Annotated in this window: 21 protein-coding genes and 2 pseudogenes; 7 read left to right on the top strand and 16 right to left on the bottom strand. The window is 70.3% G+C overall.

What is annotated here, in order from left to right; all coding sequences use genetic code 11:
• Positions 1 to 77 precede the first annotated feature (77 nt).
• Positions 78 to 1,241 carry an adenosine deaminase gene (locus ABZV31_RS11015; RefSeq protein WP_355891082.1) on the bottom strand — a complete coding sequence of 388 codons (1,164 nt, stop codon included), beginning with the start codon at positions 1,239 to 1,241 and terminating at the stop codon, positions 78 to 80.
• A 113-nt stretch (positions 1,242 to 1,354) separates the two neighbouring features.
• Between ABZV31_RS11015 and ABZV31_RS11010 the strand changes: the two genes are divergently transcribed.
• The gene (locus ABZV31_RS11010; RefSeq protein WP_355891079.1) at positions 1,355 to 2,116 is read left to right on the top strand and encodes an alpha/beta hydrolase; all 762 of its coding nucleotides are present in this window, start codon (positions 1,355 to 1,357) and stop codon (positions 2,114 to 2,116) included.
• 94 nt (positions 2,117 to 2,210) lie between these two features.
• On the opposite strand, the gene ABZV31_RS11005 is transcribed toward ABZV31_RS11010, so the two are convergent.
• Positions 2,211 to 3,182, bottom strand: coding sequence for a LysR family transcriptional regulator (locus ABZV31_RS11005; protein ID WP_355891076.1), 972 nt, complete (start codon positions 3,180 to 3,182; stop codon positions 2,211 to 2,213).
• A 63-nt stretch (positions 3,183 to 3,245) separates the two neighbouring features.
• Between ABZV31_RS11005 and ABZV31_RS11000 the strand changes: the two genes are divergently transcribed.
• Together ABZV31_RS11000 and ABZV31_RS10995 are read left to right on the top strand one after the other, a co-directional pair.
• Positions 3,246 to 4,529 (top strand): MFS transporter, encoded by a 1,284-nt coding sequence (locus ABZV31_RS11000; RefSeq protein ID WP_355891073.1) that lies wholly within the window; start codon positions 3,246 to 3,248, stop codon positions 4,527 to 4,529.
• Positions 4,530 to 4,653: 124 nt separating this feature from the next.
• Entirely contained in the window at positions 4,654 to 5,667 is a 1,014-nt protein-coding gene (locus ABZV31_RS10995) for a sigma-70 family RNA polymerase sigma factor (RefSeq protein WP_355891070.1), read from the top strand.
• Here ABZV31_RS10995 and ABZV31_RS10990 read toward each other — a convergent pair.
• Complete coding sequence (locus tag ABZV31_RS10990) at positions 5,551 to 5,937, bottom strand: STAS domain-containing protein (protein ID WP_355891232.1); 387 nt, start codon at positions 5,935 to 5,937, stop codon at positions 5,551 to 5,553. The two genes, ABZV31_RS10995 and ABZV31_RS10990, sit on opposite strands and share 117 nt — an antisense overlap.
• Positions 5,938 to 6,092: 155 nt before the next feature.
• Between ABZV31_RS10990 and ABZV31_RS10985 the strand changes: the two are divergent.
• Both ABZV31_RS10985 and ABZV31_RS10980 read left to right on the top strand, forming a co-directional pair.
• A pseudogene (locus ABZV31_RS10985) lies at positions 6,093 to 6,691 on the top strand (AEC family transporter); the annotation flags it as partial.
• Positions 6,692 to 6,893: 202 nt separating this feature from the next.
• Positions 6,894 to 7,220 (top strand): annotated as a pseudogene (locus ABZV31_RS10980) (AEC family transporter); the annotation flags it as partial.
• A gap of 1 nt (position 7,221) precedes the next feature.
• On the opposite strand, the gene ABZV31_RS10975 reads toward ABZV31_RS10980, so the two are convergent.
• The 7 genes from ABZV31_RS10975 to ABZV31_RS10945 all read right to left on the bottom strand — a co-directional run bounded on the left by ABZV31_RS10975 (position 7,222) and on the right by ABZV31_RS10945 (position 15,005).
• On the bottom strand, positions 7,222 to 7,806 hold the full coding sequence (locus ABZV31_RS10975) for a Uma2 family endonuclease (protein WP_355891067.1): 585 nt from the start codon (positions 7,804 to 7,806) through the stop codon (positions 7,222 to 7,224).
• Between the two features lie 95 nt (positions 7,807 to 7,901).
• Positions 7,902 to 9,185, bottom strand: a complete 1,284-nt coding sequence (locus ABZV31_RS10970; RefSeq protein ID WP_355891064.1) for a thymidine phosphorylase — start codon at positions 9,183 to 9,185, stop codon at positions 7,902 to 7,904.
• Between the two features lie 76 nt (positions 9,186 to 9,261).
• Complete coding sequence (locus ABZV31_RS10965; protein ID WP_355891062.1) at positions 9,262 to 9,663, bottom strand: cytidine deaminase; 402 nt, start codon at positions 9,661 to 9,663, stop codon at positions 9,262 to 9,264.
• On the bottom strand, positions 9,660 to 10,922 hold the full coding sequence (locus tag ABZV31_RS10960) for an ABC transporter permease (protein ID WP_355891059.1): 1,263 nt from the start codon (positions 10,920 to 10,922) through the stop codon (positions 9,660 to 9,662). The genes ABZV31_RS10965 and ABZV31_RS10960 overlap by 4 nt, the downstream gene beginning before the upstream one ends.
• Positions 10,919 to 12,046, bottom strand: coding sequence for an ABC transporter permease (locus ABZV31_RS10955; protein ID WP_355891056.1), 1,128 nt, complete (start codon positions 12,044 to 12,046; stop codon positions 10,919 to 10,921). The genes ABZV31_RS10960 and ABZV31_RS10955 overlap by 4 nt, the downstream gene beginning before the upstream one ends.
• Positions 12,043 to 13,722: an ABC transporter ATP-binding protein gene (locus tag ABZV31_RS10950; RefSeq protein WP_355891229.1), complete on the bottom strand. Its 1,680-nt coding sequence runs from the start codon at positions 13,720 to 13,722 to the stop codon at positions 12,043 to 12,045. The genes ABZV31_RS10955 and ABZV31_RS10950 overlap by 4 nt, the downstream gene beginning before the upstream one ends.
• 230 nt (positions 13,723 to 13,952) lie before the next feature.
• A complete protein-coding gene (locus tag ABZV31_RS10945) occupies positions 13,953 to 15,005 on the bottom strand; it encodes a BMP family ABC transporter substrate-binding protein (protein ID WP_355891053.1) in 1,053 nt (350 codons plus the stop codon).
• Between the two features lie 341 nt (positions 15,006 to 15,346).
• On the opposite strand from ABZV31_RS10945, the gene ABZV31_RS10940 reads away from it, so the two are divergent.
• Positions 15,347 to 15,691, top strand: a complete 345-nt coding sequence (locus tag ABZV31_RS10940) for a hypothetical protein (protein WP_355891050.1) — start codon at positions 15,347 to 15,349, stop codon at positions 15,689 to 15,691.
• A gap of 114 nt (positions 15,692 to 15,805) precedes the next feature.
• Here ABZV31_RS10940 and ABZV31_RS10935 read toward each other — a convergent pair whose 3' ends face one another.
• Together ABZV31_RS10935 and ABZV31_RS10930 are read right to left on the bottom strand one after the other, a co-directional pair.
• Positions 15,806 to 16,834, bottom strand: coding sequence for a BMP family ABC transporter substrate-binding protein (locus tag ABZV31_RS10935; RefSeq protein ID WP_355891047.1), 1,029 nt, complete (start codon positions 16,832 to 16,834; stop codon positions 15,806 to 15,808).
• 307 nt (positions 16,835 to 17,141) lie between these two features.
• Entirely contained in the window at positions 17,142 to 18,374 is a 1,233-nt protein-coding gene (locus ABZV31_RS10930) for an amidohydrolase (RefSeq protein WP_355891044.1), read from the bottom strand.
• Positions 18,375 to 18,969: 595 nt separating this feature from the next.
• On the opposite strand from ABZV31_RS10930, the gene ABZV31_RS10925 reads away from it, so the two are divergent.
• Complete coding sequence (locus tag ABZV31_RS10925) at positions 18,970 to 19,719, top strand: class I SAM-dependent methyltransferase (RefSeq protein ID WP_355891042.1); 750 nt, start codon at positions 18,970 to 18,972, stop codon at positions 19,717 to 19,719.
• Here the strand turns inward: ABZV31_RS10925 and ABZV31_RS10920 are convergent.
• The 4 genes from ABZV31_RS10920 to ABZV31_RS10905 are packed head-to-tail and all read right to left on the bottom strand — an operon-like array spanning position 19,706 to position 24,532.
• The gene (locus ABZV31_RS10920) at positions 19,706 to 20,866 is read right to left on the bottom strand and encodes a hypothetical protein (protein ID WP_355891039.1); all 1,161 of its coding nucleotides are present in this window, start codon (positions 20,864 to 20,866) and stop codon (positions 19,706 to 19,708) included. The two genes, ABZV31_RS10925 and ABZV31_RS10920, sit on opposite strands and share 14 nt — an antisense overlap.
• A 35-nt stretch (positions 20,867 to 20,901) precedes the next feature.
• Positions 20,902 to 21,840 carry an N-acetylneuraminate synthase family protein gene (locus ABZV31_RS10915; RefSeq protein WP_355891036.1) on the bottom strand — a complete coding sequence of 313 codons (939 nt, stop codon included), beginning with the start codon at positions 21,838 to 21,840 and terminating at the stop codon, positions 20,902 to 20,904.
• A gap of 14 nt (positions 21,841 to 21,854) precedes the next feature.
• Positions 21,855 to 23,153 (bottom strand): N-acylneuraminate cytidylyltransferase, encoded by a 1,299-nt coding sequence (locus ABZV31_RS10910; protein WP_355891033.1) that lies wholly within the window; start codon positions 23,151 to 23,153, stop codon positions 21,855 to 21,857.
• Positions 23,154 to 23,185: 32 nt separating this feature from the next.
• Entirely contained in the window at positions 23,186 to 24,532 is a 1,347-nt protein-coding gene (locus ABZV31_RS10905; protein WP_355891030.1) for a DUF6716 putative glycosyltransferase, read from the bottom strand.
• Positions 24,533 to 24,575: the final 43 nt, after the last annotated feature.

Raw genomic sequence — 24,575 nt, 5'->3', positions numbered from 1 at the left:
AAACATCCCGAGCTGCCTGCCGCAAACATCGAAATGCGGACGGGTTGTGAAGCCCACCCGCATCCCGCATCCCCCGATCAGCCCTCCGAGGCCACAGAACCGCTGGTAGACGCGGTCTGTCGAAACAGCCATTCGGATTTCAGCGCCGCATACCCCGGCTTTATCACGTCATTGATCATCGCCAGTCGTTCATCGAAAGGAATGAACGCTGATTTCATCGCGTTGACAGAGAACCACTGCATGTCGTCGAGCGTGTAACCGAATGCCTCGACAAGGTGCTCGAATTCCCGGCTCATGCTGGTGTGGGACATCAGCCGGTTGTCCGTGTTCACCGTGGCCCGGAAGTGCAGTCGGCGCAGCAACCCGATGGGGTGCTCGGCGTACGAGGAGGCGGCGCCGGTCTGGAGGTTGGAGCTGGGGCACAGCTCCAGCGGGATGCGCTTGTCCCGGACGTACGACGCCAGCCGCCCGAGCTTGACCGAGCCGTCCTCGAGGACCTGGATGTCGTCGATGATGCGCACCCCGTGCCCGAGCCGGTCGGCACCGCACCACTGCAGTGCCTGCCAGATGGACGGCAGGCCGAAGGCCTCGCCGGCGTGGATGGTGAAGTGGTTGTTCTCGCGCTTGAGGTACTCGAACGCGTCGAGGTGCCGGGTGGGCGGGTAACCGGCCTCGGCACCGGCGATGTCGAAGCCCACGACTCCCAGGTCGCGGTAGCGGTTGGCGAGTTCGGCGATCTCCAGGGCGCGGGCCGCGTGCCGCATGGCGGTGAGCAGGGCACCGACGCGGATCCGGTGGCCGTTCTGCCAGGCGAGCCGCTCGCCCTCCCGGAAACCCTCGTTGACGGCCTCGACGACCTCCTCCAGGCCCATCCCGCCCTCAAGATGTTGCTCAGGTGCATAACGCACCTCGGCGTAGACGACGCCGTCCTCGGCGAGGTCCTCGGCGCACTCGCGGGCGACCCGGACGAGGGCGTCCCGGGTCTGCATCACGCCGACGGTGTGGGAGAAGGTCTCCAGGTACCGCTTTAGCGAACCGGAGTCGGCGGCCTCGTGGAACCAGAGGCCCAGCTTGTCCGGGTCGGTCTCGGGGAGTGCCGAGTAGCCCGTGGCGCGGGCGAGTTCGACGACGGTCCCGGGACGGAGACCGCCGTCGAGGTGGTCGTGCAGCAGAACCTTGGGCGCCCGGCGGATCTGATCCGAGCTCGGGGTGTTCCCCATGTGGGCAGTCTGGCTCGTCATTTTCGCACTCTAACTCCTACGCGCGTAGATCGCCCCCTGTACACATCCGTCGATACGTAACGGTGACCGCACGGAAGGGTGGCGTACACCGGCGCTTCTGACACTGTTCTGTCATGGCACAGGAAGCGACGCCGGTTCGCAGGGCCCGGCTGGGGAGGACGCTCGGCCCGGAGCCGGCAGCAGTCAGCGGAGTGGTGCTGCTGCTCCCCGGCGGCGAGGAGACCTCGGGCCGCAGACCGTCACCCGTGCTGGCGACCGCCTCCGTGCGCGCACTGGGGCGGCGCCTGGCCCGCGCGGGACGCGACGAGGGCCTGGCCACCCACGTGGTGCACTACCGCTACCGCGGCTGGAACGGAAGCGAGGCCCATCTGGCCCGCGACGCCGCCTGGGCCGTCGACGAGGTCGTACGACGCTACGGCGACGTCCCCGTCTGCCTCGCCGGCATCGACATGGGCGGCCGGGCCGCGCTGCACGCGGGCGGGCACGAGGCCGTCAACTCCGTGGTCGCCATCGCCCCTTGGCTGCCCGAGGAGGACGTGGCCGCGCCACCCGAACCGGTGAAGCAGCTCGTCGGGCGCCGGGTGCTGATCGTGCACGGCACCAACGACGAACGCACCGACCCCGAGTTGTCCTTCCGGCTGGCGGCGCGGGCGAAGAAGGCGAACCGGGACGTGTGCCGGTTCGAAGTCCATGCCGACGGGCACAGGTTGCATCAGTACCGTGACGAAGTCCTCGCTCTGGCCTCGGACTTCGTCATGGGGGCGCTGTTCGGGCGGGCGTTCTCGCGGCCGGTCCAGGATGCGTTGGCGGCTCCGCCTCCTTTGGGGCTGCGGATGCCGTTGGCTGCCGGGTTCGGGCAGACGTTGAGGCGATAGGGGTGGCGGCTCGGGTGATCTTTCGGCTGCCGGTCGTTCGTGGCTGGTCGCGTCCATGCGGCGGAGCCGCGTGATGTCACAGCCCCGCCCCCCTTCACGGCAGCAGATTGCCGCGTCTCGACAGCAGGAACTTCTTGAAGGCGGCCACCGGCGGAGTATCCGGGTGGCCGTCCAGCCAGGCCACCCCGATCTCACGCACCGCGCGCGGGGACGTGACGGTCAGTTCGACGACCCCCGGGCGGGGGACGGCCGGCGGCGGGAGGAGGGCGACGCCCAGGCCCGCCGCGACCAGGCCCCTCAGCGTTTCGGCCTCCTCGCCCTCGAAGGCGATCCGCGGTTTGAAACCGGCCTGGCGGCACAGGTCGTCGGTGATGCGGCGCAGCCCGTAGCCGGGCTCCAGGGTCACGAAGGTCTCGTCGGCGGCCTCGGCGAGACGGATGCGCCGGCGGGCGGCGAGACGGTGGTCGGCCGGGACGACGAGGCGCAGCTTCTGCTCGTCGAGGCGGCGGGCGACGAGGTCGGGGGCGTCCGGGACGGGGGAGGTCAGACACAGGTCCAGCTCGCCGGCGCGCAGCCGCTCCAGCATGGCCTCGCCGTAGTTCTGGACGAGGCTGAAGCGGACGCGGGGGTGGTCGGCGCGGAACGCCTGGATGAGCCCGGGCACGGTCTCGGCGCCCATGGTGTGCAGGAAGCCGAAGGCGACCTTGCCGCCGGCCGGGTCGGCGTCGGCGCGCACCTCGTCGGCGGCGCGCTCGATCTCGGCGAGCGCGCGCTCGACGGAGCCGAGGAAGGTACGTCCGGCGGGGGTGAGGGAGACGGTCCGGCCCCGGCGGGCGAAGAGGTCGACGCCGAGGTCCTGCTCGAGCCGGACCATGGCCCGGGAGAGGGTGGACTGCGGGACCTGCATCTCCTGGGCGGCGCGGGTGACGTGCTCGGTGCGGGCGACGCCGGCGAAATAGGCGAGGCGGGGGGCGAGCAGGACGGCGATGTCCTCGACGTTCTCTTCGATGGATTCTGTGTAACTGGACGGTGACATGCGACCTCGTGACCTCTGCTGATGCACCACGGGAACGATTATGGGGAGTTCATGCATTGGACGGATGAACCGCGGGGTTCCTACGGTCGAAGCATGTCTCCCGCCGATACCGGGGCGTCCACCGGCGTGGGCGCCGCACCCACTGTCCCTGCCGTCGACGCAGCCGACTCCCGTATGACGCCGGGCGGGCCCGGCTACCGCCGGATGAGCCTTGCCCTCTTCCTCGCAGGTGTCGCGACCTTCGCGCTGCTGTACGCCACGCAGGCGCTGCTGCCGCTGGTCTCCGGCGAGTTCGGGGTGGCGGCGAGCGAGGCGAGCTGGACCGTGGCGGCCGCGACGGGCGGCCTGGCGGTGTTCGTCCTGCCGATGAGCGCGCTGTCGGAACGGTTCGGACGGCGTACGGTGATGACCGGGTCGCTGGCGGTCGCGGTGACGGTCGGCCTTCTGGTGCCCTTCGCCCCGTCGCTGGGCGCGCTGGTCGCGCTGCGGGCGCTTCAGGGCGCCGCGCTGGCAGGGCTCCCGGCCTCGGCGCAGGCGTACCTGGCAGAGGAGGTCCGCCCCAAGGCGCTGGTCACGGCGATCGGCCTCTTCGTCGCGGGCAACAGCGTCGGCGGCATGAGCGGCCGGGTCATCACCGGCTGGGTCGCCCAGGAATGGGGCTGGCGGGTCGCCGTAGGGGTCATCGGTGTGATCGCGGTGGTGTGTGCGGTGGCCTTCCGCCTGCTGCTCCCCGCACCGCAGCACTTCAAGCCGGGCTCGCTGCGCCCCCGCGTCCTGGCCCGCACGGTCCGCGACCACCTCGCCGATCCGCTGCTGTGCCGTCTGTACGCGATCGGCGCGCTGTTCATGACGGTGTTCGGCGGCGTCTACACGGTGATCGGCTACCGCCTGACGGAAGCGCCCTTCTCGCTCCCCCAGGGCATCATCGGATCGATCTTCCTGGTGTACCTGGTGGGTACGGTCTCGGCGTCGGCGGCGGGCAGGCTGGTGGGCCGCCTGGGCCGCAGGGGCGCGCTCTACCTGGCGGGCGCCACTACGGCGACGGGCCTGCTGCTCTCCCTGGTGGGCTCCCTCCCCCTGGTCCTGCTCGGCCTGGTCCTGATCACGGCGGGCTTCTTCGCGGGCCACGCGGTCGCCTCCTCGGCGGTCAGCAAGACGGCCACCCACGGCCGCGCCCAGGCCTCCGCCCTCTACCAGTCCGCCTACTACATCGGCTCCAGCGCGGGCAGCACGCTGGGCGCCACGGCCTTCCACGCGGAGGGCTGGGCCGGAACGGTCGGGGTCGGTCTGCTGGCGGTCCTGGGCGTCGTGACGATCAACGTGTTCGGGTCGAGGGCGGCGCGGGTCGCCGCGCGACGGGAGCCGGTGACGGCGTAACCCCCTGGGCCGACCTGGCCCTTTCCTCACTCCGGGCGCCATTGTCAGTGCCCTGCGGTAGCTTCCGAAGTGCTGGGCGCAATGACGCGCACCGGACGGGAGCGGCCACAGGGGTGGGTGGACGATGACCAACGGCACGGCGACGACGGACCTCGACGCACAACTGGAGAAGCACCGGGTCGAGCTGACCGGTTACTGCTACCGCATGCTCGGCTCGTCCTTCGAGGCCGAGGACGCGGTCCAGGACACCCTCGTCCGAGCCTGGCGCAGCTACGACAAGTTCGAGGGCCGCTCCAGCCTCCGCTCCTGGCTCTACCGCATCGCGACGAACGTCTGCCTGGACATGCTGACGGCCGGCAACAAGCGCGCCAGGCCGATGGACCTGACCGAGTCGACCCCCCTCGCCCGGGCGGCCCTCTCCCCCCGCCCGGACCACACATGGCTGGAGCCGGCGCCCGACGCCCGTGTGCTGCCGACGGTCGAGGACCCGGCGGAGGCGGCCGTCGCCAAGGAGTCCGTGCGGCTCGCCTTCATGGCCGCCCTGCAGCAGCTCCCGCCCAAGCAGCGGGCAGTGCTGATCCTGCGCGAGGTGCTGGCCTGGAGGGCGAGCGAGGTCGCCGAGCTGCTCGGCACCTCGGTCGCGTCGGTCAACAGCGCCCTGCAGCGGGCGCGCGCGACGCTCGCCGAGCGGGACGACAAGGGCGCAGACGCGGCTGTGTCGGACCCGCTGGACGAGGAGCAGCAAAAGCTCCTGGAGCGCTACGTGAAGGCGTTCGAGGGGTACGACATGACGGCACTGACGGCCCTGCTGCACGAGGACGCCATCATGACGATGCCGCCGTTCGACCTGTGGCTGACCGGCCCGGCGGACATCACCGGCTTCATGACCACGCTCGGCGCCTCCTGCGCGGGCTCCCGTCTGCTGCCGGTCCAGGCCAACGGCCTGCCCGGCTTCGCCCACTACAAGCCGGACCCGGAGAAGGGCGGCTTCACCCCGTGGGCGGTGCAGGTCCTGGAGATCTCAGAGGGCCGGATCACCGGGTTCCACTGCTTCCTCGACACCCAGCGCTGGTTCCCGCTGTTCGGGCTGCCCCTGCGTCTCGAAGCGGAGGCCGACGAGGTCGAGGAGGGCGTGTAGCGCCGGGTCGGGGTCGCGCAGCCGGATGCGGCTCCCGGCCCGCCGGGCGGTGAGCTCCAGCCGCGCCAGCAGGTCGACGACGCCGAGCCCCGGCGGCCCGAGCCCACCCACGTCGCACACCACGGCCCCGGCGCCGCCGGCCTCCAGCAGCACCCGCACCTCGTCGCACAGCCCCGCCACCTCGTCCCGGGTGACGGGGCCGAGGAGCACGAGCACGCGCGGTGTCCTGGCATCCACGATCGGTAGACGGTCCGGGCGGGCACAACTCATCGCGTACGCCGGGACCGGCGTCGTGCCGGGCCGTGCCGGACCCACAATGGATCACATTGACCCGCTGCCCTCCGGCCCCGGAGGGTTGGCTGTATGCCCCACGGATCAGCACCGCCCTGGATACCCGACGGCCTCCTGCCCGCCAAGGAGGCCGAGTGCAGGGGGTGTTGAGCGGATTCGCGGTCATCGCCGTCGTCATCGGCATCGGCTATGTGATCGGGCGGCGCGGCTCGCTCGGCGACCAGGGCCGTGAGGTCCTGACCAGACTGGCCTTCCACGTGGCGTCCCCGGCCCTGCTGTTCACCACGCTCGCCCGGGCCGACCTGTCGGTGATCTTCTCCAGCCGGCTGCTGGTGACGGCGATGAGCACGGCGGCCGCGGGCGTCTTCGTGGCGGTCGGCGCGCTACGGCACTGGGGCGTGGGCCGCACCACGATCGGCGCCCTGTGCTCCAGCTACGTCAACTCGGGCAACCTCGGCATCCCGATCGCGGTGTACGTCCTGGGCGACGCCTCGCTGGTGGCCCCGGTCCTGCTGTTCCAGCAGATCATGGTCACGCCGATCGCGCTCACCGTGCTGGACCTCTCCGGCACGGGGGCGAGAAGGGCCCGCTGTGGCGGTGCCTGCTCACGCCGTTGCGCAACCCGATCGCGGTGGGGTCAGCTGTCCGGGGTGGCGTCTCAGCGATCGGGGTGAAGGTACCGAGCCCGGTCATGGATCCGCTGACCCTGATCGGGAACATGTCGGTGCCCGCGGACATGCCCCCAGCCGCAAATCAGAGAACGAACGTCCCCTTCGCGCGACCAGGCCACGGTTCCGCAGCTCGGCAACAGCGCGGCGCACGGTCCCGAGACTGGCGCGGTTGCGCTTCCGTGGCATGGCTCTAAGCCCCCCTCGGTGAAACCGGATTGAGGGCGGTAGCCTTGCGACTGATAGGTGTTTGGGGGCATCTTCGAGCCCGCGGTTCTGCTTGCCTTCGGCATCTCGCTGTGCGGCACCACTCTGCCGCTGCGCGGCTCCGACCGCTTCCCCGTGCTGCTCTCGGTCGCCCTGAAGTCGGTGGGCCAGCCGGTGACGGCCTGGGCACTGGCGACGGGGGTCTTCGGCCTGCACGGGGCGCCCCTGCTCGACGTGGTGGTGACCTCGGCCCTGCCCGCCGCGCAGAACCTCTTCACGTACGCGAGCCGCTATCGGGTCGGTGAGTCGCTGGCCCGGGAAGCGATCCTGCTGTCGACGGTTGCTTCGGTTGCGGTGCTCGTCGTGGTGGCGGCGTTGCTCGGGTGACTCAGGCTTCGGGGAACTCGCTGGTGTCGATGACGAGATCGAAGGGCGCGGGGAGCTTGATGACCTCGCCGAACTTGACGGCGCTGAGGGGGCGGTAGACGTCACCCTTCGGTTCTCCGTAGAGCGTCGCCGTGGGGCCTTCGGGGGCCCAGCGGTCGACGAGGAGGTAGAGCGGGATCCCTGCGGTGGCGTAGGCGGCGGGCTTACTGATGCGATCGTGGCGGGCGTTGGCCTTGGAGGTGACCTCGACGACGAGTTCGGCGAGGGCGGCCGGAATGTGGGTGTCCGTGTCCGCGCCCTCCCGCACCGGGGCCACCACGATGTCCGGGATGAGCATGCCCAGACGTGACGGCACGGCGATCGCCAGTGTCTGGAAGATTTCCCAGTTCTCGGGGATCACGGAGTAGAGGCGACGCTGGATGCGTGCCGCGATCACGTTGTGGCGGTACGCGGGAGCAGGTGACACGGTGATGATCCCCTCGATGATCTCCACCTTGCTGCCCTCAGGCCATTCCATCTCCTCCCAGAACCGGACGAGGTCGTCCCAGCTCTGCTCGGGGTCGTGGCTGACGGTGAGTGCGCTCATGGCGGTCTCCTATCGGTGCGTCACCGATCCCAGCATGCCGAACGGGACCGGCGGAGGTCCACCGATCCCGTTCACCCGAAAGGGGAAACCCCAGGTCAGGCGATACGTTCCAGCACCACTGGGGACGGCGTGAAGTCCGTACCGGGCGCCGCGATGTCGTACGAGCCCTCCACCGCCTCCAGCGCGTACTCGAAGCGTTCCGGCGTGTCGGTGTGGAGGGTCAGCAGGGGCTGGCCCGCAGTGACCGTGTCGCCCGGCTTGGCGTGCATCTCGACGCCTGCCGCCGCCTGCACCGGGTCCTCCTTGCGGGCGCGGCCGGCGCCCAGACGCCATGCCGCGATGCCGATGTCGTACGCGTCCAGACGGGTCAGGACGCCCGACGTCGCGGCCTTGATCACGTGCTGTTCCCTCGACGTGGGCAGGGGGGCGTCCGGGTCGCCGCCCTGGGCCGCGATCATGCGGCGCCAGACGTCCATCGCCGAGCCGTCGGCCAGGGCCTTCGCCGGGTCCGCGTCCTTCACGCCGGCCGCGTCCAGCATTTCGCGGGCCAGCGCCAGAGTCAGTTCCACCACGTCCGCGGGGCCGCCGCCCGCCAGGACCTCGACCGACTCGCGGACCTCCAGCGCGTTGCCCGCCGTCAGGCCCAGCGGGGTCGACATGTCCGTCAGCAGCGCGACCGTCTTCACCCCGTGGTCCGTGCCCAGGCCGACCATCGTCGATGCCAGTTCCCGCGCGTCCTCGATCGTCTTCATGAAGGCGCCCGTGCCGACCTTCACGTCCAGGACCAGCGAGCCCGTGCCCTCCGCGATCTTCTTGGACATGATGGAGGAGGCGATCAGCGGGATCGCCTCCACCGTGCCGGTCACGTCACGGAGCGCGTAGAGCTTCTTGTCGGCGGGCGCCAGGCCGTCGCCGGCCGCGCAGATCACCGCGCCGACGTTGTCCAGCACGGACAGCATCTCCTCGTTCGACAGCAGCGCCCGCCAGCCCGGGATCGACTCCAGCTTGTCCAGCGTGCCGCCGGTGTGGCCGAGGCCCCGGCCCGACAGCTGCGGGACGGCCGCGCCGCAGGCCGCGACCAGCGGGGCCAGCGGGAGCGTGATCTTGTCGCCGACACCGCCCGTGGAGTGCTTGTCCGCCGTCGGCCGGGACAGGGAAGAGAAGTCCATGCGCTCGCCGGAGGCGATCATCGCGGCCGTCCAGCGGGCGATCTCCCGGCGGTTCATGCCGTTGAGCAGGATGGCCATCGCGAGTGCGGACATCTGCTCGTCGGCGACCTCTCCGCGGGTGTACGCGTCGACGACCCAGTCGATCTGCTCGTCGCTGAGCTCGCCGCGGTCCCGCTTGGTGCGGATGACGGAGATGGCGTCCATGGCCATGGCGTTCCTTCCGAGGTTGCGAAGGTGTGCGGCCCCCCTGAGCCGCGAAGGGCAACTCAGAGGGGCCGCACGGGAGTTACTTGGTGAGATGGTCCGGGCCGAAGGCCTGGGGCAGCATCTCCGACAGCGGCAGGATCCCCGCCGGGGTCTCCAGCAGCAGGTCCGGGCCGCCGAACTCGTACAGCAGCTGGCGGCAGCGCCCGCACGGCACGAGGATGTCGCCGTTGCCGTCCACGCACGTGAAGTGCGTCAGGCGGCCGCCCCCGGTGCGCTGCAGCTCCGACACCAGCCCGCACTCGGCGCACAGGCTGATGCCGTACGAGGCGTTCTCGACGTTGCAGCCGGAGACGATCCGTCCGTTGTCGACCAGAGCCGCGGCGCCGACCGGGTAGCCCGAGTACGGGGCGTACGCGTGGGACATGGCGTCCCGCGCCACCGCACGCAGCGCCTCCCAGTCGACGTCCGCGGGGGAGGTCACTTGCCCTGTCCCTTCCGGTACGGCAGGCCGTCCGCCTTCGGCATCCGCAGGTGCTGCGCGGACAGCGACAGGACCAGCAGGGTGACGATGTACGGGGTCGCCGTCACGACCTGCTTCGGAACCTCGTTCGTGCCGACGTACCAGGCGAACATCAGGGCCGAGACCACGGCCGTGATCACGGCGGGGACGTACTTCTTCTTCCAGGCGAGGTACGCCACCCCGAACACCAGCAGGATCGCCAGCAGCAGGATCAGCGCGTGCACGTTGGTGGTGCCGCCGCGCAGGTTGAGGCTGTCGGTGTAGCCGAACAGGCCCGCGCCGAGGGCGAGGCCGCCCGGCATCCAGTTGCCGAAGATCATCGCGGCGAGACCGATGTAGCCGCGGCCGGCGGTCTGTCCGTCCAGGTAGACGTTCGAGGCCACGATGGACAGGAACGCGCCGCCGAGGCCGGCGAAGCCGCCGGAGATGATCACGGCGATGTACTTGTACTTGTAGACGTTGACGCCCAGCGACTCGGCCGCCACCGGGTTCTCACCGCAGGAGCGCAGGCGCAGACCGAAGGCGGTGCGCCACAGCACCCACCACGTGACCGGTACGAGGGCGACCGCGATGACGGTGAGCGGCGACAGGTCGGTGATCAGACCGCCGAGCAGGCCGGCGATGTCCGAGACCAGGAACCAGTGCCTGCCGTTGAGCGTGTCCAGCGCGCTGGACAGGCCCGGGATGTCGAAACTGCCGAGCGAGTCGATGGGCGGGGACTGCTTGGAGGAGCCCTGCGGGGCGTTCTCGAAGGTGAACTTCGACAGGTAGCGGGTGGTGCCGAGGGCCAGGATGTTGATCGCCACACCGGAGACGATGTGGTTGACGTTGAAGGTCACCGTGGCGATGGCGTGCAGGACCGCGCCGAGCGCACCGCCGATGACGCCGAAGACGACACCGGTCCACGGGCCCCACTGGTAGCCGGCCCAGGCGCCGAACCAGGTGCCGAGGATCATCATGCCCTCGAGGCCGATGTTGACGACGCCCGCGCGCTCGGACCACAGACCGCCGAGGCCCGCGAGGCCGATCGGCACCGCCAGGCGCAGCGCGGTGGACATCTGGCCGGTCGAGGTGATGCCGTCCGCGCCGGTGATCAGGCGGACGATCGAGGTCAGCACGAGTACGCCCGCGATGATCAGCAGGAGTACCGGAAGGGAGACCCGGCGGCTGCCCTTGCCGGGCTGCTTGGCCTGCGGCTTCGCGATGGTCGCGGTGGTCATCGGGCCGCCACCTCCTTCTTCTCGGAGTTGTTCTGGGCGGCCGCGGCGAGCTCCGCACCGACCCGCTTCTGCTGGCGGCGCAGACCCCACTGCCGTACGGCCTCGTAGGAGATGACGACCGCAAAGACGATCAGGCCCTGCATGATCGTGGCGATCTCCTTCTCGTACGCCACCGGGGTCGCGTAGTCGAGGGCGGGAGAGGCCTTGTCGAGGAAGGCGATCAGGAGCGCGGCGAACGCGATGCCGACCGGGTTGTTGCGGCCGAGCAGGGCGATGGTGATACCGGTGAAGCCCAGGCCGGTCGGGAAGCTCAGGCTGTAGGTGTGGGCGTCGCCGAGCAGCAACGGCAGGCCGGACAGGCCCGCGACCGCTCCGGAGATCAGCATCGCGGTGAGCACCATCCGCTTGGCGTCGACGCCAGAGGCCACGGCTGCGGTCTCCGACTCACCGGTGGCGCGCAGGTCGAAGCCGAAGCGGGTGCGGTTGAGGACGATCCAGTAGATGACGCCCATGGCGATGGCGAGGAAGACCAGGCCGTATATCTCACCGACGTCCGCGCCGAGGTCGATGCCCGGGAACCAGCCGGACTTCTTCATGATGCCGGTCGTCATGTTGTTGCCGACCTGCACGCCCCACACGTCGGAGAGGGTCAGGTAGCCGATGAGGCTGGTGGCGATGGCGTTGAGCATGATCGTGGCGACGACCTCGCTCACGCCCCGGGTGACCTTCAGGACGCCCGCGACGCCGGCCCAGAAGGCGCCGGTGAGCATGCCGACGATCAGCAGCAGCGGGATCTGCAGGAAGGCCGGCAGGGCGATGTTGGCGCCGACCACGGCGGTCATCATCGCGGCGAGGCGGTACTGGCCGTCGACGCCGATGTTGAACAGGTTCATGCGGAAGCCGATGGCCACCGCGAGCGCCGCCAGGTAGTACATCGACGCCTGGTTGATGATCAGCACCTGGACGTCGGAATACGTCGCCTGCTGCAGCATCAGGGTGTACGGCTCGATCGGGCTCTTGCCCGAGGCGATCAGCACGACCGAGGTCAGCAGGATCGCCGCGACGAGCGCGATGACCGGACCGGCCACCGCGAGGAGCACCCGCTCCTTGTCGAACTTCTTCATCGGGCCTCGTCCTCCGGACCGGCGTCTGCGTCGCCTTCTGTGGCGTTCTCTACGTGCTCCAGGTGACCGGATGCGGCACCCGTCATGGCCGAACCCAGTTCCTCGGGGGTGATGGTGGCCGGGTCGGCGTCGGCGACCAGCCTGCCGTTGTAGATCACCCGCAGGGTGTCCGACAGACCGATCAGCTCGTCCAGGTCGGCGGAGATCAGCAGCACCGCCAGGCCCTCGCGGCGGGCCTCGCGGATGTGGTCCCAGATCGCGGCCTGCGCGCCGACATCCACACCGCGGGTGGGGTGCGCGGCGATCAGGAACTTCGGGCTGTGGCTCATCTCGCGGCCGACGATCAGCTTCTGCTGGTTGCCGCCGGAGAGGGAGGCGGCGGTGACGTCGATGCCCGGGGTGCGCACGTCGTAGGCCTCGACGATCCGGCGGGTGTCCTCCTGGGCGCCCTTCGGGTCGAGCCAGAAGCCCTTGGCGTTGGGGCGCTCGGTGACGTGGCCGAGGATACGGTTTTCCCACAGCGGGGCCTCGAGGAGCAGGCCGTGCCGGTGGCGGTCCTCGGGGATGTAGCCGATGCCGTGCTCGCGGCGCTTGCGGGTGGGCCAGGCGGTGATGTCCTGGCCGAGGAAGGAGATGCTGCCGGAGTGGGCCGACTTGAGGCCTATGAGCGCCTCGATGAGCTCGGTCTGGCCGTTGCCCTCGACGCCGGCGATGCCCATGACCTCGCCCGCGTGGATGGTGAAGGTGACGTCGTCGAGGATGCGGCGCACCCCGTCGGCCTCGGCCACCTCCTCCGTGAGCAGCCCGGTGCCCGTGGGCTCGGCGAGCTCCCCGAGGGCGGGGGGCCCGCTGGCGTAGACGGTGAGGCCCTTGACCTCGATCACGGGCTTGTCCGTCACCGTCGACTCGGCGGTCTCCGGGGTGGGCAGCTCGCTGCCGACCATCATTTCGGCGAGCTGGCGGGGGGTGGTCTCGGAGGGGACGGCGGTGCCCACGGTCGTACCGCGCCGGATGACGGTGATCTCGTCGGCGACCGACAGGACCTCGCCCAGCTTGTGCGAGATGAAGATGACGGACAGGCCCTCGGCCTTCAGCTCGCGCAGGTTGCCGAAGAGCGCGTCGACCTCCTGCGGGACGAGCACGGCGGTCGGCTCGTCGAGGATGAGGGTCTGGGCGCCGCGGTAGAGCACCTTGAGGATCTCGACGCGCTGCCGGTCGGCGACGCCGAGGTTCTCGACAAGGACGTCCGGGCGGACGTTCAGGCCGTAGCGCTCGGAGATCCCCTTGATCTTCTTGCGGGCGCCGCCGCCGATGCCGTACAGCTTCTCGCTGCCCAGCACGACGTTCTCGAGCACGGTCAGGTTGTCGGCCAGCATGAAGTGCTGGTGAACCATGCCGATGCCACGGGCGATGGCGTCGGCGGGGCTGTGGAAGGTCACCTGCTCGCCGTCGACCGCGATGGTGCCCTCGTCCGGCTTCTGCATGCCGTAGAGGATCTTCATCAGGGTCGACTTGCCGGCGCCGTTCTCGCCGACCAGGGCGTGCACGGTTCCCTTGCGGACCGTCAGGTGGATGTCGTGGTTGGCGACGACACCCGGGAATCGCTTGGTGATGCCCGCCAGCTCTACCGCGACTGTCGACTGAGCGGTGAGCGGAGGGCTGCTGGACGCGTCGATGGCGCACTCTCCTCGGGAAAGGGGCCGCTCTACGCGCGTAGCGCCCCTGCTTTAAATAGTGCCCGGACCTGATCGCACTCGATCCGTTCCGAGCATTCTGCCGCGCGAACGGGGCGCGGGAAGGTCATCCTCCCGGCGCCCCGTTCGGGTGGCCGTAACGCTGCCATTACAGCGCTCTTTTGGCCATGCCTTGGACCGACCGGTCGTTACCGGCACCTGACACGGTCGGGTCAGGAGGACTTCACCTTGATGGTGCCGTTCTTGATGCCTTCCTCGGCCTTCTTCAGCGCGGCCTGCAGGTCGGCGTTGTTCTTGAAGGCCGGGTTGGAGTCGGCCAGGCCGACGCCGCCGTTGGCCAGGGAGCCGCGGATCACGCCGGTCTCGGGCTTGCCGTCCTTGATGACCGACTTGGCGAGGTTGTAGACGGCACCCTCGACGTTCTTGAGGGCCGAGGTCAGGATGTAGTTCTTGTAGTTCGCCAGGGCAGCCTGCTGGTACTGGTCGGAGTCGACCCCGATGGCCCACACCTTGTGCTCGGCAGCGGACTTGATGACGCCCTGACCGGACAGGCCGGCCGCGTGGTAGATGACGTCCGCACCGGCGTCGATCTGGCCGTTCGCCGCGTTCTCGCCCTTGTCGGGGCTGGAGAAGCCGCCCTGGTCGGCCGTCTCCGTCAGGTACTGCTTCTCGACCTTGATCTTCGGGTTGACCGACTGGGCACCCTGGACGAAGCCGGCCTCGAACTTGTGGATCAGCGGGATGTCCACGCCGCCGATGAAGCCGATGTGGTTCTTCTTGGTCGCCTTGGCCGCCGCGACACCGGCCAGGTAGGAGGACTCCTCCTCGTGGAAGACCAGGTCCGCCACATTCTTCGCCTGGACCTTGTCGTCGTCGATGATGCCGAAGGTCACCTTCGGGTACTTGGCCGCGACCTCCTTGACGGCCGGCGCGTACACGAAGCCGACCCCGATGATCGGGTTGTAGCCCGCCTTGACGAGCTGCTCGAGCCGCTGCACCTTGTCGGCGGTGGACTCGCCGTCCTGCGGCTCGATGTCCCGGCCGCTCACCCCGAAGTCCTTCTCGGCCTTCGTCAGGCCCGCGTACGCGGCGTCGTTGAAGGACTGGTCGCCCTTGCCGCCGACGTCGTACGCGAGACCTATGCCCTTGCTCTTGCCGCCCCCGGCGGAAGAGCTGGACGAGCTGCTGCTGCCACAGGCAGACATGGTGACGGCAAGGGCTGCGGTTGCAGCGCCTGCAACCGCGATACGGGACACCCGGCGCATGGAACGAGACTCCTTTGTGCAAGCGCCCATACCAGGCGCTGGTTCCGCCGCAGCGTAACGCGCGTAGACATACCAGAGAACCCCACCTTGCCAGAGTGTTATCCGACCGTTTTGATCCCTCGCGCAAGCAACTCCCCGAAGCGCGGAAGTCGTCCGCTCTGCAAACACGCGGTCGCCGGCCGCGCATCGGCGCGGTGTCAAGTACCAGGCTTCCGCGCCTTCAAGATCCTTCCCAGGTTTGATCTTTTCACCGGTGTCCCTCGGCAGAGTCCGTGATCGAGATGCGCATCCCCGCAAGTCAGACCCGCCTGCGGTATCTCTTGGGGATCCAGGGGAGGATCGTGAAACTCAAGAAGCTCGCCGCCACCGCGGTCGGCACCGGCATCGTCCTGTGGGGCACCGTGGTCGGTATCGCGACACCCGCCATGGCCGCGTCGACCTGCTCGACCTGGGTGTCGGCGGACGGCGCGACCGGCTACGGCAAGTGCACTGGGGGCATCACCGGCTTCAGCAACCACCGCGTCGAGGTGGTGTGCGTCGGGCCGCGCGGCACCACGTCCACCGTCTACGGCAAGTGGGTCAACACCCGCAAGGGCGAGACGTCGAAGGCTGTCTGCACCACCGACCCGGTAAGCTCCGGCGTCGGCGTGTACAAGATCTACATCGAGACGGACGAACCGGTCTGATCCGTCGGTCTCACCGAGCGAGCTCAGCGCTCGCGGACGACCGTGAACGAGGGAGCCCCCGGCCCGCATCGGCCGGGGGCTCCCTCGTCGGCGCTGGGCGGCTCAGGAGACCACTCACTGGGTCTTGACGGTCACCTTGCCGTCGATGATCTCCTGCTTGGCCTTGTCCACGGCGGCGACGACGTCCTTCATCGCCTTGTACTTGGGGTTGGAGTCGCCGAAACCGACGCCGCCCGACTTGAGGTCGCCGCGCACCTCGCCGCTCAGCGGCTTGCCTTCGACGACGGACTTCGTCAGCTCGTACACCGCACCGCCGACGTTCTTGAGGGCCGAGCCGAGGATCCAGTCCTTGTACTTGGCGAGGGCGGCCTGCTGGTACTGGTCGGAGTCCACCCCGATGGCCCACACCTTGTGCTCGGCCGCGGACTGGATGACGCCCTGACCGGACAGGCCGGCCGCGTGGTAGATCACGTCGGCGCCCGCCTCGATCTGGCCGCTCGCCGCGTCCTTGCCCTTGTCCGGGCTGGAGAAGCCGCCCTCCTGGGCCGTCTGGGTCAGGTACTGCGACTCGATCTTGATCTTCGGGTTGACGGACCGGGCACCCTGGTCGAACCCGGCCTCGAACTTGTGGATCAGCGGAATGTCCACGCCGCCGATGAACCCGATGTGGTTCTTCTTGGTCGCCTTGGCGGCGGCGACACCGGCGAGGTAGGAGGCCTGCTCCTCGTGGAAGACCAGGTCGGCGACGTTCTTCGCCTTCACCCTGTCGTCGTCGATGATGCCGAAGGTCACCTTCGGGTACTTGGCCGCGACCTCCTTGACGGCCGGCGCGTACACGAAGCCGACGCCGATGATCGGGTTGTAGCCCGCCTTGGCGAGCTGCTCGAGCCGCTGCACCTTGTCGGCGTCGGACTCGTTGTCGTTCGGCTCGACGTCCCGGCCGCCGATCTTGAATTCTTTCTCGGCCTTCTGGAACCCGGCGAACGCGGCGTCGTTGAAGGACTGGTCGCCCTTGCCGCCGATGTCGTACGCGAGACCTATGCCCTTGCCCGAGTACTTGCCGGACTCGGAGGAGCCGCCGGACGACTCAGTGCTGGACTTGCCGCACCCGGCGGCGGCGAGTGCGATGACCGCTACGGTCACCGCGGCTTGGGAGAACCTGGTCCTCCGAGAGTTCAGACGCACAGCAAGCACCCTTCATCCCCACGGCACCGTCGCCGGCCCGCTTCCCCATGTGCCGCCTCAGGTGGCGATTTCGGCGCACAGTAACGCGCGTAGAAGTGGAGGGGAACGGGGTTTCTCCGGGCCGTTATCGAACCGTGCCGACATCCGGTTACGTTTGCGTGCCGCCGATTACGGCCGGGTGACACAGGCGGACGAAGGGGCACCGATCAGGGCACCCCTCCACCAGCACCTTTCCGCGTGCCATTTGGCGGTAGGCCGAGATCCGTCAGCGGGTCGGATGCAGCAGCGCGGCGGCCGTGAACAGCTCCACGCCCACGGTGATCGCGGACTCGTCGGCGTCGAAGTCGCCCTGGTGCAGGTCGCGCACGGTCCGCTCCCCCGGCGTCCGCACGCCCAGCCGGGCCATGGCGCCGGGCACGCGTTCGAGGTACCAGGAGAAGTCCTCGCCGCCGAGGCTCTGCTCGGTGCCCTCGACGGACCCCTCCCCACGCCGGGCCACCATGGCGTCCCGCAGCAGCTCGGTCACCACCGGGTCGTTGACGACGGGCGGCACCCCGCGCACGTAGGTGATCTCCGACTTGGCCTTGTGCAGGTTGGCGACCTCGTCGATCGCGGCGACCACGATGTCGGGCGCCTGCCGCCAGGCGTCGAGGTCCAGGCAGCGTACGGTGCCGGAGAGCTCTGCGTGCTGCGGGATGACGTTCGGGGCGTGCCCGGACTCGATCCGTCCCCAGGTCACGGCGAGCCCGGCGCGCGTGTCGACCCGCCGGCCGACGAGCGCGGGCACGTCGGTGACGACCCGGGCGGTGGCGGTGACGAGGTCGGTGGTCAGGTGGGGCCGGGCGGTGTGCCCGCCGGGCCCGTCGAGCGCGACCTCGAGCCGGTCGCACGCCGACGTGATGGCCCCCTGCCGCAACCCGATCCTCCCGGCGTCCACCCGGGGGTCGCAGTGCACGGCGATGATCCGCCCCACGCCGTCCAGCACCCCGCACTGGATGGCGTCGGCGGCGCCACCGGGCAGCACCTCCTCGGCGGGCTGGAAGATCAGCCGCACGGGCCGGGGCAGCAGCCCCTGCCGGTGCAGCTCGGCGAGCACGAGCCCGGTACCCATGACGACGGTCGTATGCACGTCATGCCCACACGCATGGGCACGGTCGGGCACGGTGGACCGGTACGGGCACTCACTCTTGGTGTCGGGGATGGGCAAGGCGTCGATGTCCGCGCGCAGGGCGAGCATGTCCGCCCCGCCGCTCCATTCCCCCGTGTCCGCACCGACGTCACAGACGAGTCCGGTCCCGGCGGCGAGCACACGCGGCTTCAGCCCGGCCTTCTCCAGCCGCTCCTTGATCGCGGCGGTGGTGCGGAACTCCTGGTTGCCGAGCTCCGGGTGCATGTGCAGGTCGCGTCGGAACGCGACGAGCTCGGCGCGCAGCGCCTCGGACAGCGTGCCGGGGAGAACGGCATCACCCGGGAGATCGGCCTCGGACTCTGGGGACATCAGTTGCTTCACCCTCTGAAGGGTAGGACGCCTGGACGGTCAACTGACCCGCGATCAACAAAACTTCAGCCCGTTAGGGGAAGAAAACCGGCCGCCCGACGCATGGGTATCAACTGGGATGGGTAAACTCGCCCGGCTTTCCGAGCGAGTGGATCATGAAACCCGACGGAGAGTGACCTCGGTCACACTCCGACACCCTCCCACTTTTTCCTCCTCCACGCATACCACGTGCCGCCCGAGCCACACCGATCTGCTCACCTGCCGGACGGCGCGGCGGCGGGTGGCGGCAGCCGTGAGGCCCGGGGCGAGGGCCCGTACCCACGCCATGGAGGCAAGCGGCTGTGGCGGCCGCTGCAGCTTCGGCTTCGGCTTCGGCTCGGCTGCGGCTGCGGCTGCGGCTGCGGCTGCGGCTGCGGCGAGGAACGGATGCCCGGGACGCTGACGAAGTTCGGCCTACTGGGGTACGGCGGGCCTCAAACCACCCGCCGGCCTCCGCCTGCGCATACCCCTCACCCCCGGGAGCGTGCGGCGCACGGGGCGCGACAATCCCCGAGGAGCGGGCGGCGCCACGGCCACGCCGGTAGGGTGCGCCTGCGTGAGCGCTTCGAACGCCGACTCGACCCCGGACTTCCTGCACGCCACCCGAGCCTCGTACGACGCCATGGCCCACGACTACGCCGACCGCTTCCCGGACGGCCTGGCCGACAAGCCCCTGGACCGAGCCCTCCTCACCGCCTTCGCCGACCTGGTCCGCACCACCGCGACCGCCACCCGCACTGCCCCCTCCCCGGTAGCAGACCTGGGCAGCGGCCCCGGCCACGTCACCGCACGACTCCACGCCCTCGGCCTGCCGGTCTTCGGCGTCGACCTCTCCCCCCGCATGGTCGCCCTGGCCCGCCGAACGCACCCGGGTCTCCGCTTCCACGTGGGTTCGATGACGTCGCTGGACCTCCAGGACGAAACCCTGGCCGGCATAGCCGCCCTCTACTCGATCATCCACATCCCCACCGACCGCCTCCCGCCCACCTTCGCCGAGTTCCACAGGACCCTCCTGCCGGGCGGCTGCGTACTCCTCGCCTTCCAGGCAGGCGACGACGACCACCTGCACCTCTCCGAACGCTTCGGCCACGACATGTCGCTGGACTACTACTTCCGCGCCCCCGACGCCGTGGCCGGCACCCTGGCCGAGGCGGGCTTCGAGCTCCACGCGAAGATCCTCCGCGAACCGAACGAGGACGAAAAACGCCCGCGGGCCTTCATCCTGGCCCGCAAGCCGCCTCCGCCGGCCCCGGAAACCCGCTCAACGGTCGGTCCGGCGTCCGGTTCGGCGGCTACACCACGCTGACCGCCGCCAACCGGTGCACGTCCCGGGCCGTTCCCGTCACCCCCGACAGGAAGCCCTGTGCCCGCGGGGACGCGTGCTCCGTCAGCCAGGTCGGGTCGATGTCGCAGACCGCGACCTTCACCTCGGTGCCGGCCAGGGCCAGCGGGAGCGTGTGGACGACCGTGGAGGGGAAGCTGAGGATCGTACGGCCGATGGGGCCCCGGCGGGCGATCAGTTCCAGGGGGAGGTCGGGGCGGACGACTTCCAGTCCCGTCTCCGCGGCCAGCCTGTGCAGCTTCTCCGCGCGTTCGCGGCGGTGCGCGAAGTAGCGCGTCGCGCCGTGTGCCCTGGCCAGGGTGCGGACGGCCGCCAGGTACCGCTCGCCGTCCACCACGCCCGTCTCGACGAGGGATGTGCCCACCATGTCCGCGCTCCCCGTGATGCGGGGCGGGCCGAAGCGGGCGCGGGTCCAGCCGAAGTCGTTCGCGGTGACCGTCACGCCGTCCGGGGTCTCGTCGATCGGCATCGACGAGAAGATCTCCACCCGGCGGCCCTCCCGTGGCGTCAGGCGGCGACGGGCCGACGACGACACCGGGGCGAAGAGGAGGTCCCGGGGACCCGGGCGGCCGCCCTTGCGGTGCCAGCGGACCAGGCGTTCGCCGCGGGCCAGTTGGGCGACGAACTCCATCGTCGCGGTGCCGTCGTCCACGACGACCAGGTCGCGGGCCTTCGTGATGGTCAGCAGCAGCTGGACGTAGCGGGAGAAGGGGTCGCCCATCACCACCCGGTCGGCTCTGCGCAGCAGCGGGGTCAGGCCGCCGATCGTGTGGAACGGCGCCGTCGTCCCGCCCCGTGCCTCCTCCCAGCGGACCTCGTGACCCTCGTCGCGGGCCAGCTCGGACATGCGCCGCAGCTGGCCGCGGGTCATCGGGTCGGTCGGGGACAGGACGACGAGGGTGAGCCCCGCGCCGGCCGGCGGCGGACCGGGGTCCGCGGTGCGCCGCGTCTGGGCCGGGACCAGCTCCGCACCCGAGGCCGTCCAGTCTGCCTCGAGGGCGTGGGCGTGCGCCCACTCCAGCACGTTGAGCAGCTGTACCGGGCTCTCGACGAAGGCGAGGGTGCGGGAGCTGTGGGGGGTGGTGCCGGCCGACCCGGCGCGGGGGCTCATCGACGTACGACCGTCCCGTCGTAAGTGGCTGGGTCTCACACCGCGACCGGCTCGCCCGCCGCCGCGGCGATCTCCGCCTCGGCGACGACGCCGGCGACACGGCGCAGCTTCTTCATCGGGCCGAGCTCGGACTCGTAGACCTTCTTCACGCCGTCGCCCAGGGACGCCTCGATCGTGCGGATGTCGCGGACGAGGCGCTGGAGGCCCTGCGGCTCCACGGAGGCGGCCTGGTCCGAACCCCACATCGCGCGGTCCAGGGTGATGTGGCGCTCGACGAACACCGCGCCCAGCGCGACCGCCGCCAGCGTGGTCTGCAGGCCGGTCTCGTGGCCGGAGTAGCCGATCGGGACGTTCGGGTACTCCCGCTCCAGCGTGTTGATCACGCGGAGGTTCAGCTCCTCGGCCTTGGCCGGGTAGGTCGACGTGGCGTGGCAGAGCAGGATGTTCTCGCTGCCCAGGACCTCGACCGCGTGGCGGATCTGCTTCGGCGTCGACATGCCGGTGGAGAGGATGATCGTGCGGCCGGTGGCGCGCAGGGCGCGCAGCAGCTCGTCGTCCGTCAGGGACGCGGAGGCCACCTTGTGCGCCGGTACGTCGAACTTCTCCAGGAAGGCGACCGCCTCGGTGTCCCACGGGGACGCGAACCAGGCGATGCCCTTCTGCTTGCAGTACTCGTCGATCTGGCGGTACTCGTCCTCGCCGAACTCCACGCGGTGGCGGTAGTCGATGTAGGTCATCCGGCCCCAGGGGGTGTCGCGCTCGATGTCCCACTGGTCACGCGGGGTGCAGATCTCCGGGGTGCGCTTCTGGAACTTGACGGCGTCGCAGCCGGCCTCGGCGGCCACGTCAATCAGCTTGAAGGCGTTCTCGATGTCGCCGTTGTGGTTGATGCCGATCTCGCCGGTGATGTAGACGGGGCGGCCGGGGCCGACCTCACGCGAACCCAGGGTGCGGATACGGGAGTTGGTGCTCATGGCAGGAGATGTCCTTACTTGGTGAGGGAATCGAGAGAGGGGCCGAGGATCCAGCTGGCGATCTCTCGGATCGCGCCGTCGCCACCGGGGACGGTGGTGACCGCACGTGCGGCGCCGCGCACGACGTCGTGGGCGCTCGCGACCGCCACGGGCCAGCCGACGAGGGCGAAGCACGGGAGGTCATTGACGTCGTTGCCGACGTAGAGCACGCGCTCCGGCGCGATGCCCTGCTCCTCGCACCACTGCTTCAGCGCGAGGTCCTTGCGGTCGATGCCGTGCAGCACCGGGAGCTTCAGCTTCCGGGCGCGGGCGGCGACGACCGGGTTCTGTTCCGTGGACAGGATCAGCATCTTCAGGCCGCTCTTGCGCAGGGCCGCGATGCCGAGGCCGTCCCCGCGGTGCACGGAGACGAACTCCCGTCCGTCGGAGTCGATCAGCACCCTGTCGTCGGTCTGGGTGCCGTCGAAGTCGAGTACGACCGCGTCGATGTCGTCGGCGGTCGGGAGCGAACCGGGCCGGTCCGCGTCGAAGAGGGGGGCCAGCGCCCGCGCGCGGGCGAGGTCGTGCGGGTCGTCGATCTCCAGGACGCGCGCGGGGTCGGTGCGCACGAGTTCCGTACGGCCGAAGAAGCGGTGCCGGTGCTCGCGGAAGCCGGCCGCATCCATCGCGTAGGCGGCGCCGGTCTCCAGCAGGTCCTGGGGGCGGTCCTGGCGACGCGGACGGAAGGACTTGTCGTGGTTGACGCCGTAACCGCCCTCGGTTGCCGTCGAGTTGGTGACCTTCGTGCCGCCGCCGGCCTCGTCGGCACGCGCGGGCTCGACCACTGCCGGGTCGTCGGCCGCGTCCCGCCAGATGAAGCCGTGGAAGGGCGCCACGGTCACCGCGGTGTCGGCGCCGTTCTCGACAACGGCGGCCGCCACTCCGTCGACGTCCTCACGGACGAGGAACGGGCTGGTGCACTGCACGAGCAGGACGACGTCGACCGGGACGCCGTGCAGCGCCTCGTGGGCGTCCATGGCGTGCAGCACGGCGGCCTCGGAGGTGGCGGTGTCGCCGGCGATGGCGGCGGGCCGCAGCACGACCTCGGCGCCGGCCTGGCGGGCGGCGGCCGCGATGGCCTGGTCGTCGGTGGAGACCACGACGTCGGTCACCAGCCGGGCCGCGCGGCACTCGCGCACGGCGCGGGCCACCAGGGGCAGCCCGCCGACGGGGGCGAGGTTCTTCGCGGGCACGCCCTTGGAGCCGCCGCGCGCGGGAATCACCGCGAGCACGCGGCGCACCGGGGCGCCGTGGCCCGCTACCGGGTTGGACATGGGCTCCACTCCTTGACGTGCGATCCGGTCGCTCACAGCTCTCCCAGCCGTCGGATCACGGGCGCCACGCGCTGCACGCCGTGGCGGTAGGCGCCGCGGGCCGCGCGGCGGACGATCTGCCGGACCGGGCCCGGCTCCCTGTCGGCGGCGGGGGCACCCGGCAGCGGGGAGCCGTCGGGACCGAGGTGGTGACGGGCGAGGATTCCGGGCAGGTAGCCGGGCGCCGTCGCGGGTGTGTAGTACGGGGTGAGGGGCGGCAGCCCCCCGGGCCGGTCCAGCAGCTCGGCGATCCGCTTGCGGGCCGCGTCGAAGGCCGTGGTGTACGACCCGTCGGCGGCGACGCCCTGCCGGGCCACCCACTCCTCGTCGGGCGCCGGGCGGTGTCCGGCGTCCAGCTGGTCCCAGGAGGCGAGGCAGCCGGAGCCGACGAAGTGGTGGTTGCCGAGCACCTCGCGCACGCCCAGGTCGGTGAGGACGACGGTGGGGATGCGGCGGTGCAGCGCCTCCAGGGCGGCGGTGGAACTGACCGTCACCAGCAGGTCGGTGCGGTCCAGGACCTCGCCCATGTGTCCATACACCAGGCGGAAGTTGGGCGGCAGGTCGGTCTTCTGCGCCAGCTTCTGGTAGGGCAGTTCCTCGATGTGCGTGGTGTGTTCGCCCGGCTTGGAGCGCAGCTTGAGCAGCACCTCGCGGTTCGGGTGCAGCCGCGCGTGCTGGATCAGCCGGTTCAGCAGGTACGTACGGTCCTTGCGGCTCTCCGGGACGGAGGGCTGCGCGGCGAACACCACGGTGTACGGGTCGTGTTCACCGGTGTAGGGCGCGCCGCCGAGGAACGGCAGCGCCACCTCCGTGACCGCCGAGGCGTCGGCGCCCACCCCCTCGTACACGGCCCGGAAACGGTCCGCGTCCTGGCGGGAGTTGGCGAGCACCAGGTCGGCGCCGTGCCGCAGCAGCAGGCCGTCGGCGAGCTTCTCGTAGACGACGCCGACGTAACCGGTGACGACGACGGGCCGCTCCTTCCGGCCTTCCCACACCCGCTTCAGTCCGTGCAGCATCGCCTGCACGCCGCCGCCCACGAGGGCGAGGACGAGGACGTCGTACGGCTCCTCGCTCGCGGCGCTCTCGGCCATGGCGCGCAGGAACTCGACCGCGGTCACCTCGCGCAGGGAGTCCGCGCGGACGCCGACTTCCTTCAGCTGGCGGGCGGTGGGGGTGGCTCGGCCCCGCAGGAGGTAGCCGTCGAGCCGGATGTCCGGTTCGGAGGAGTCGCGGGCTCCGCCGGAAGCGATGCGGTTCGCGGTGAGCGCGCCCCATTTCCACCGGGTGTCGGAATCCGCGAGGACGGCGACTCGCAGGGCCTTCGTTGCACTTGCTGGCACGTCGAAGACCGTAGGAAGGCATTCCTAGGTTCCGCCCAACCCG

This window comes from Streptomyces sp. NPDC005202, from assembly GCF_040608235.1.
Taxonomy (GTDB): Bacteria; Actinomycetota; Actinomycetes; order Streptomycetales; family Streptomycetaceae; genus Streptomyces.
The sequence above is the reverse complement of the archived record's forward strand: the minus strand, read 5'-3'. Positions and strand labels throughout refer to the sequence as shown.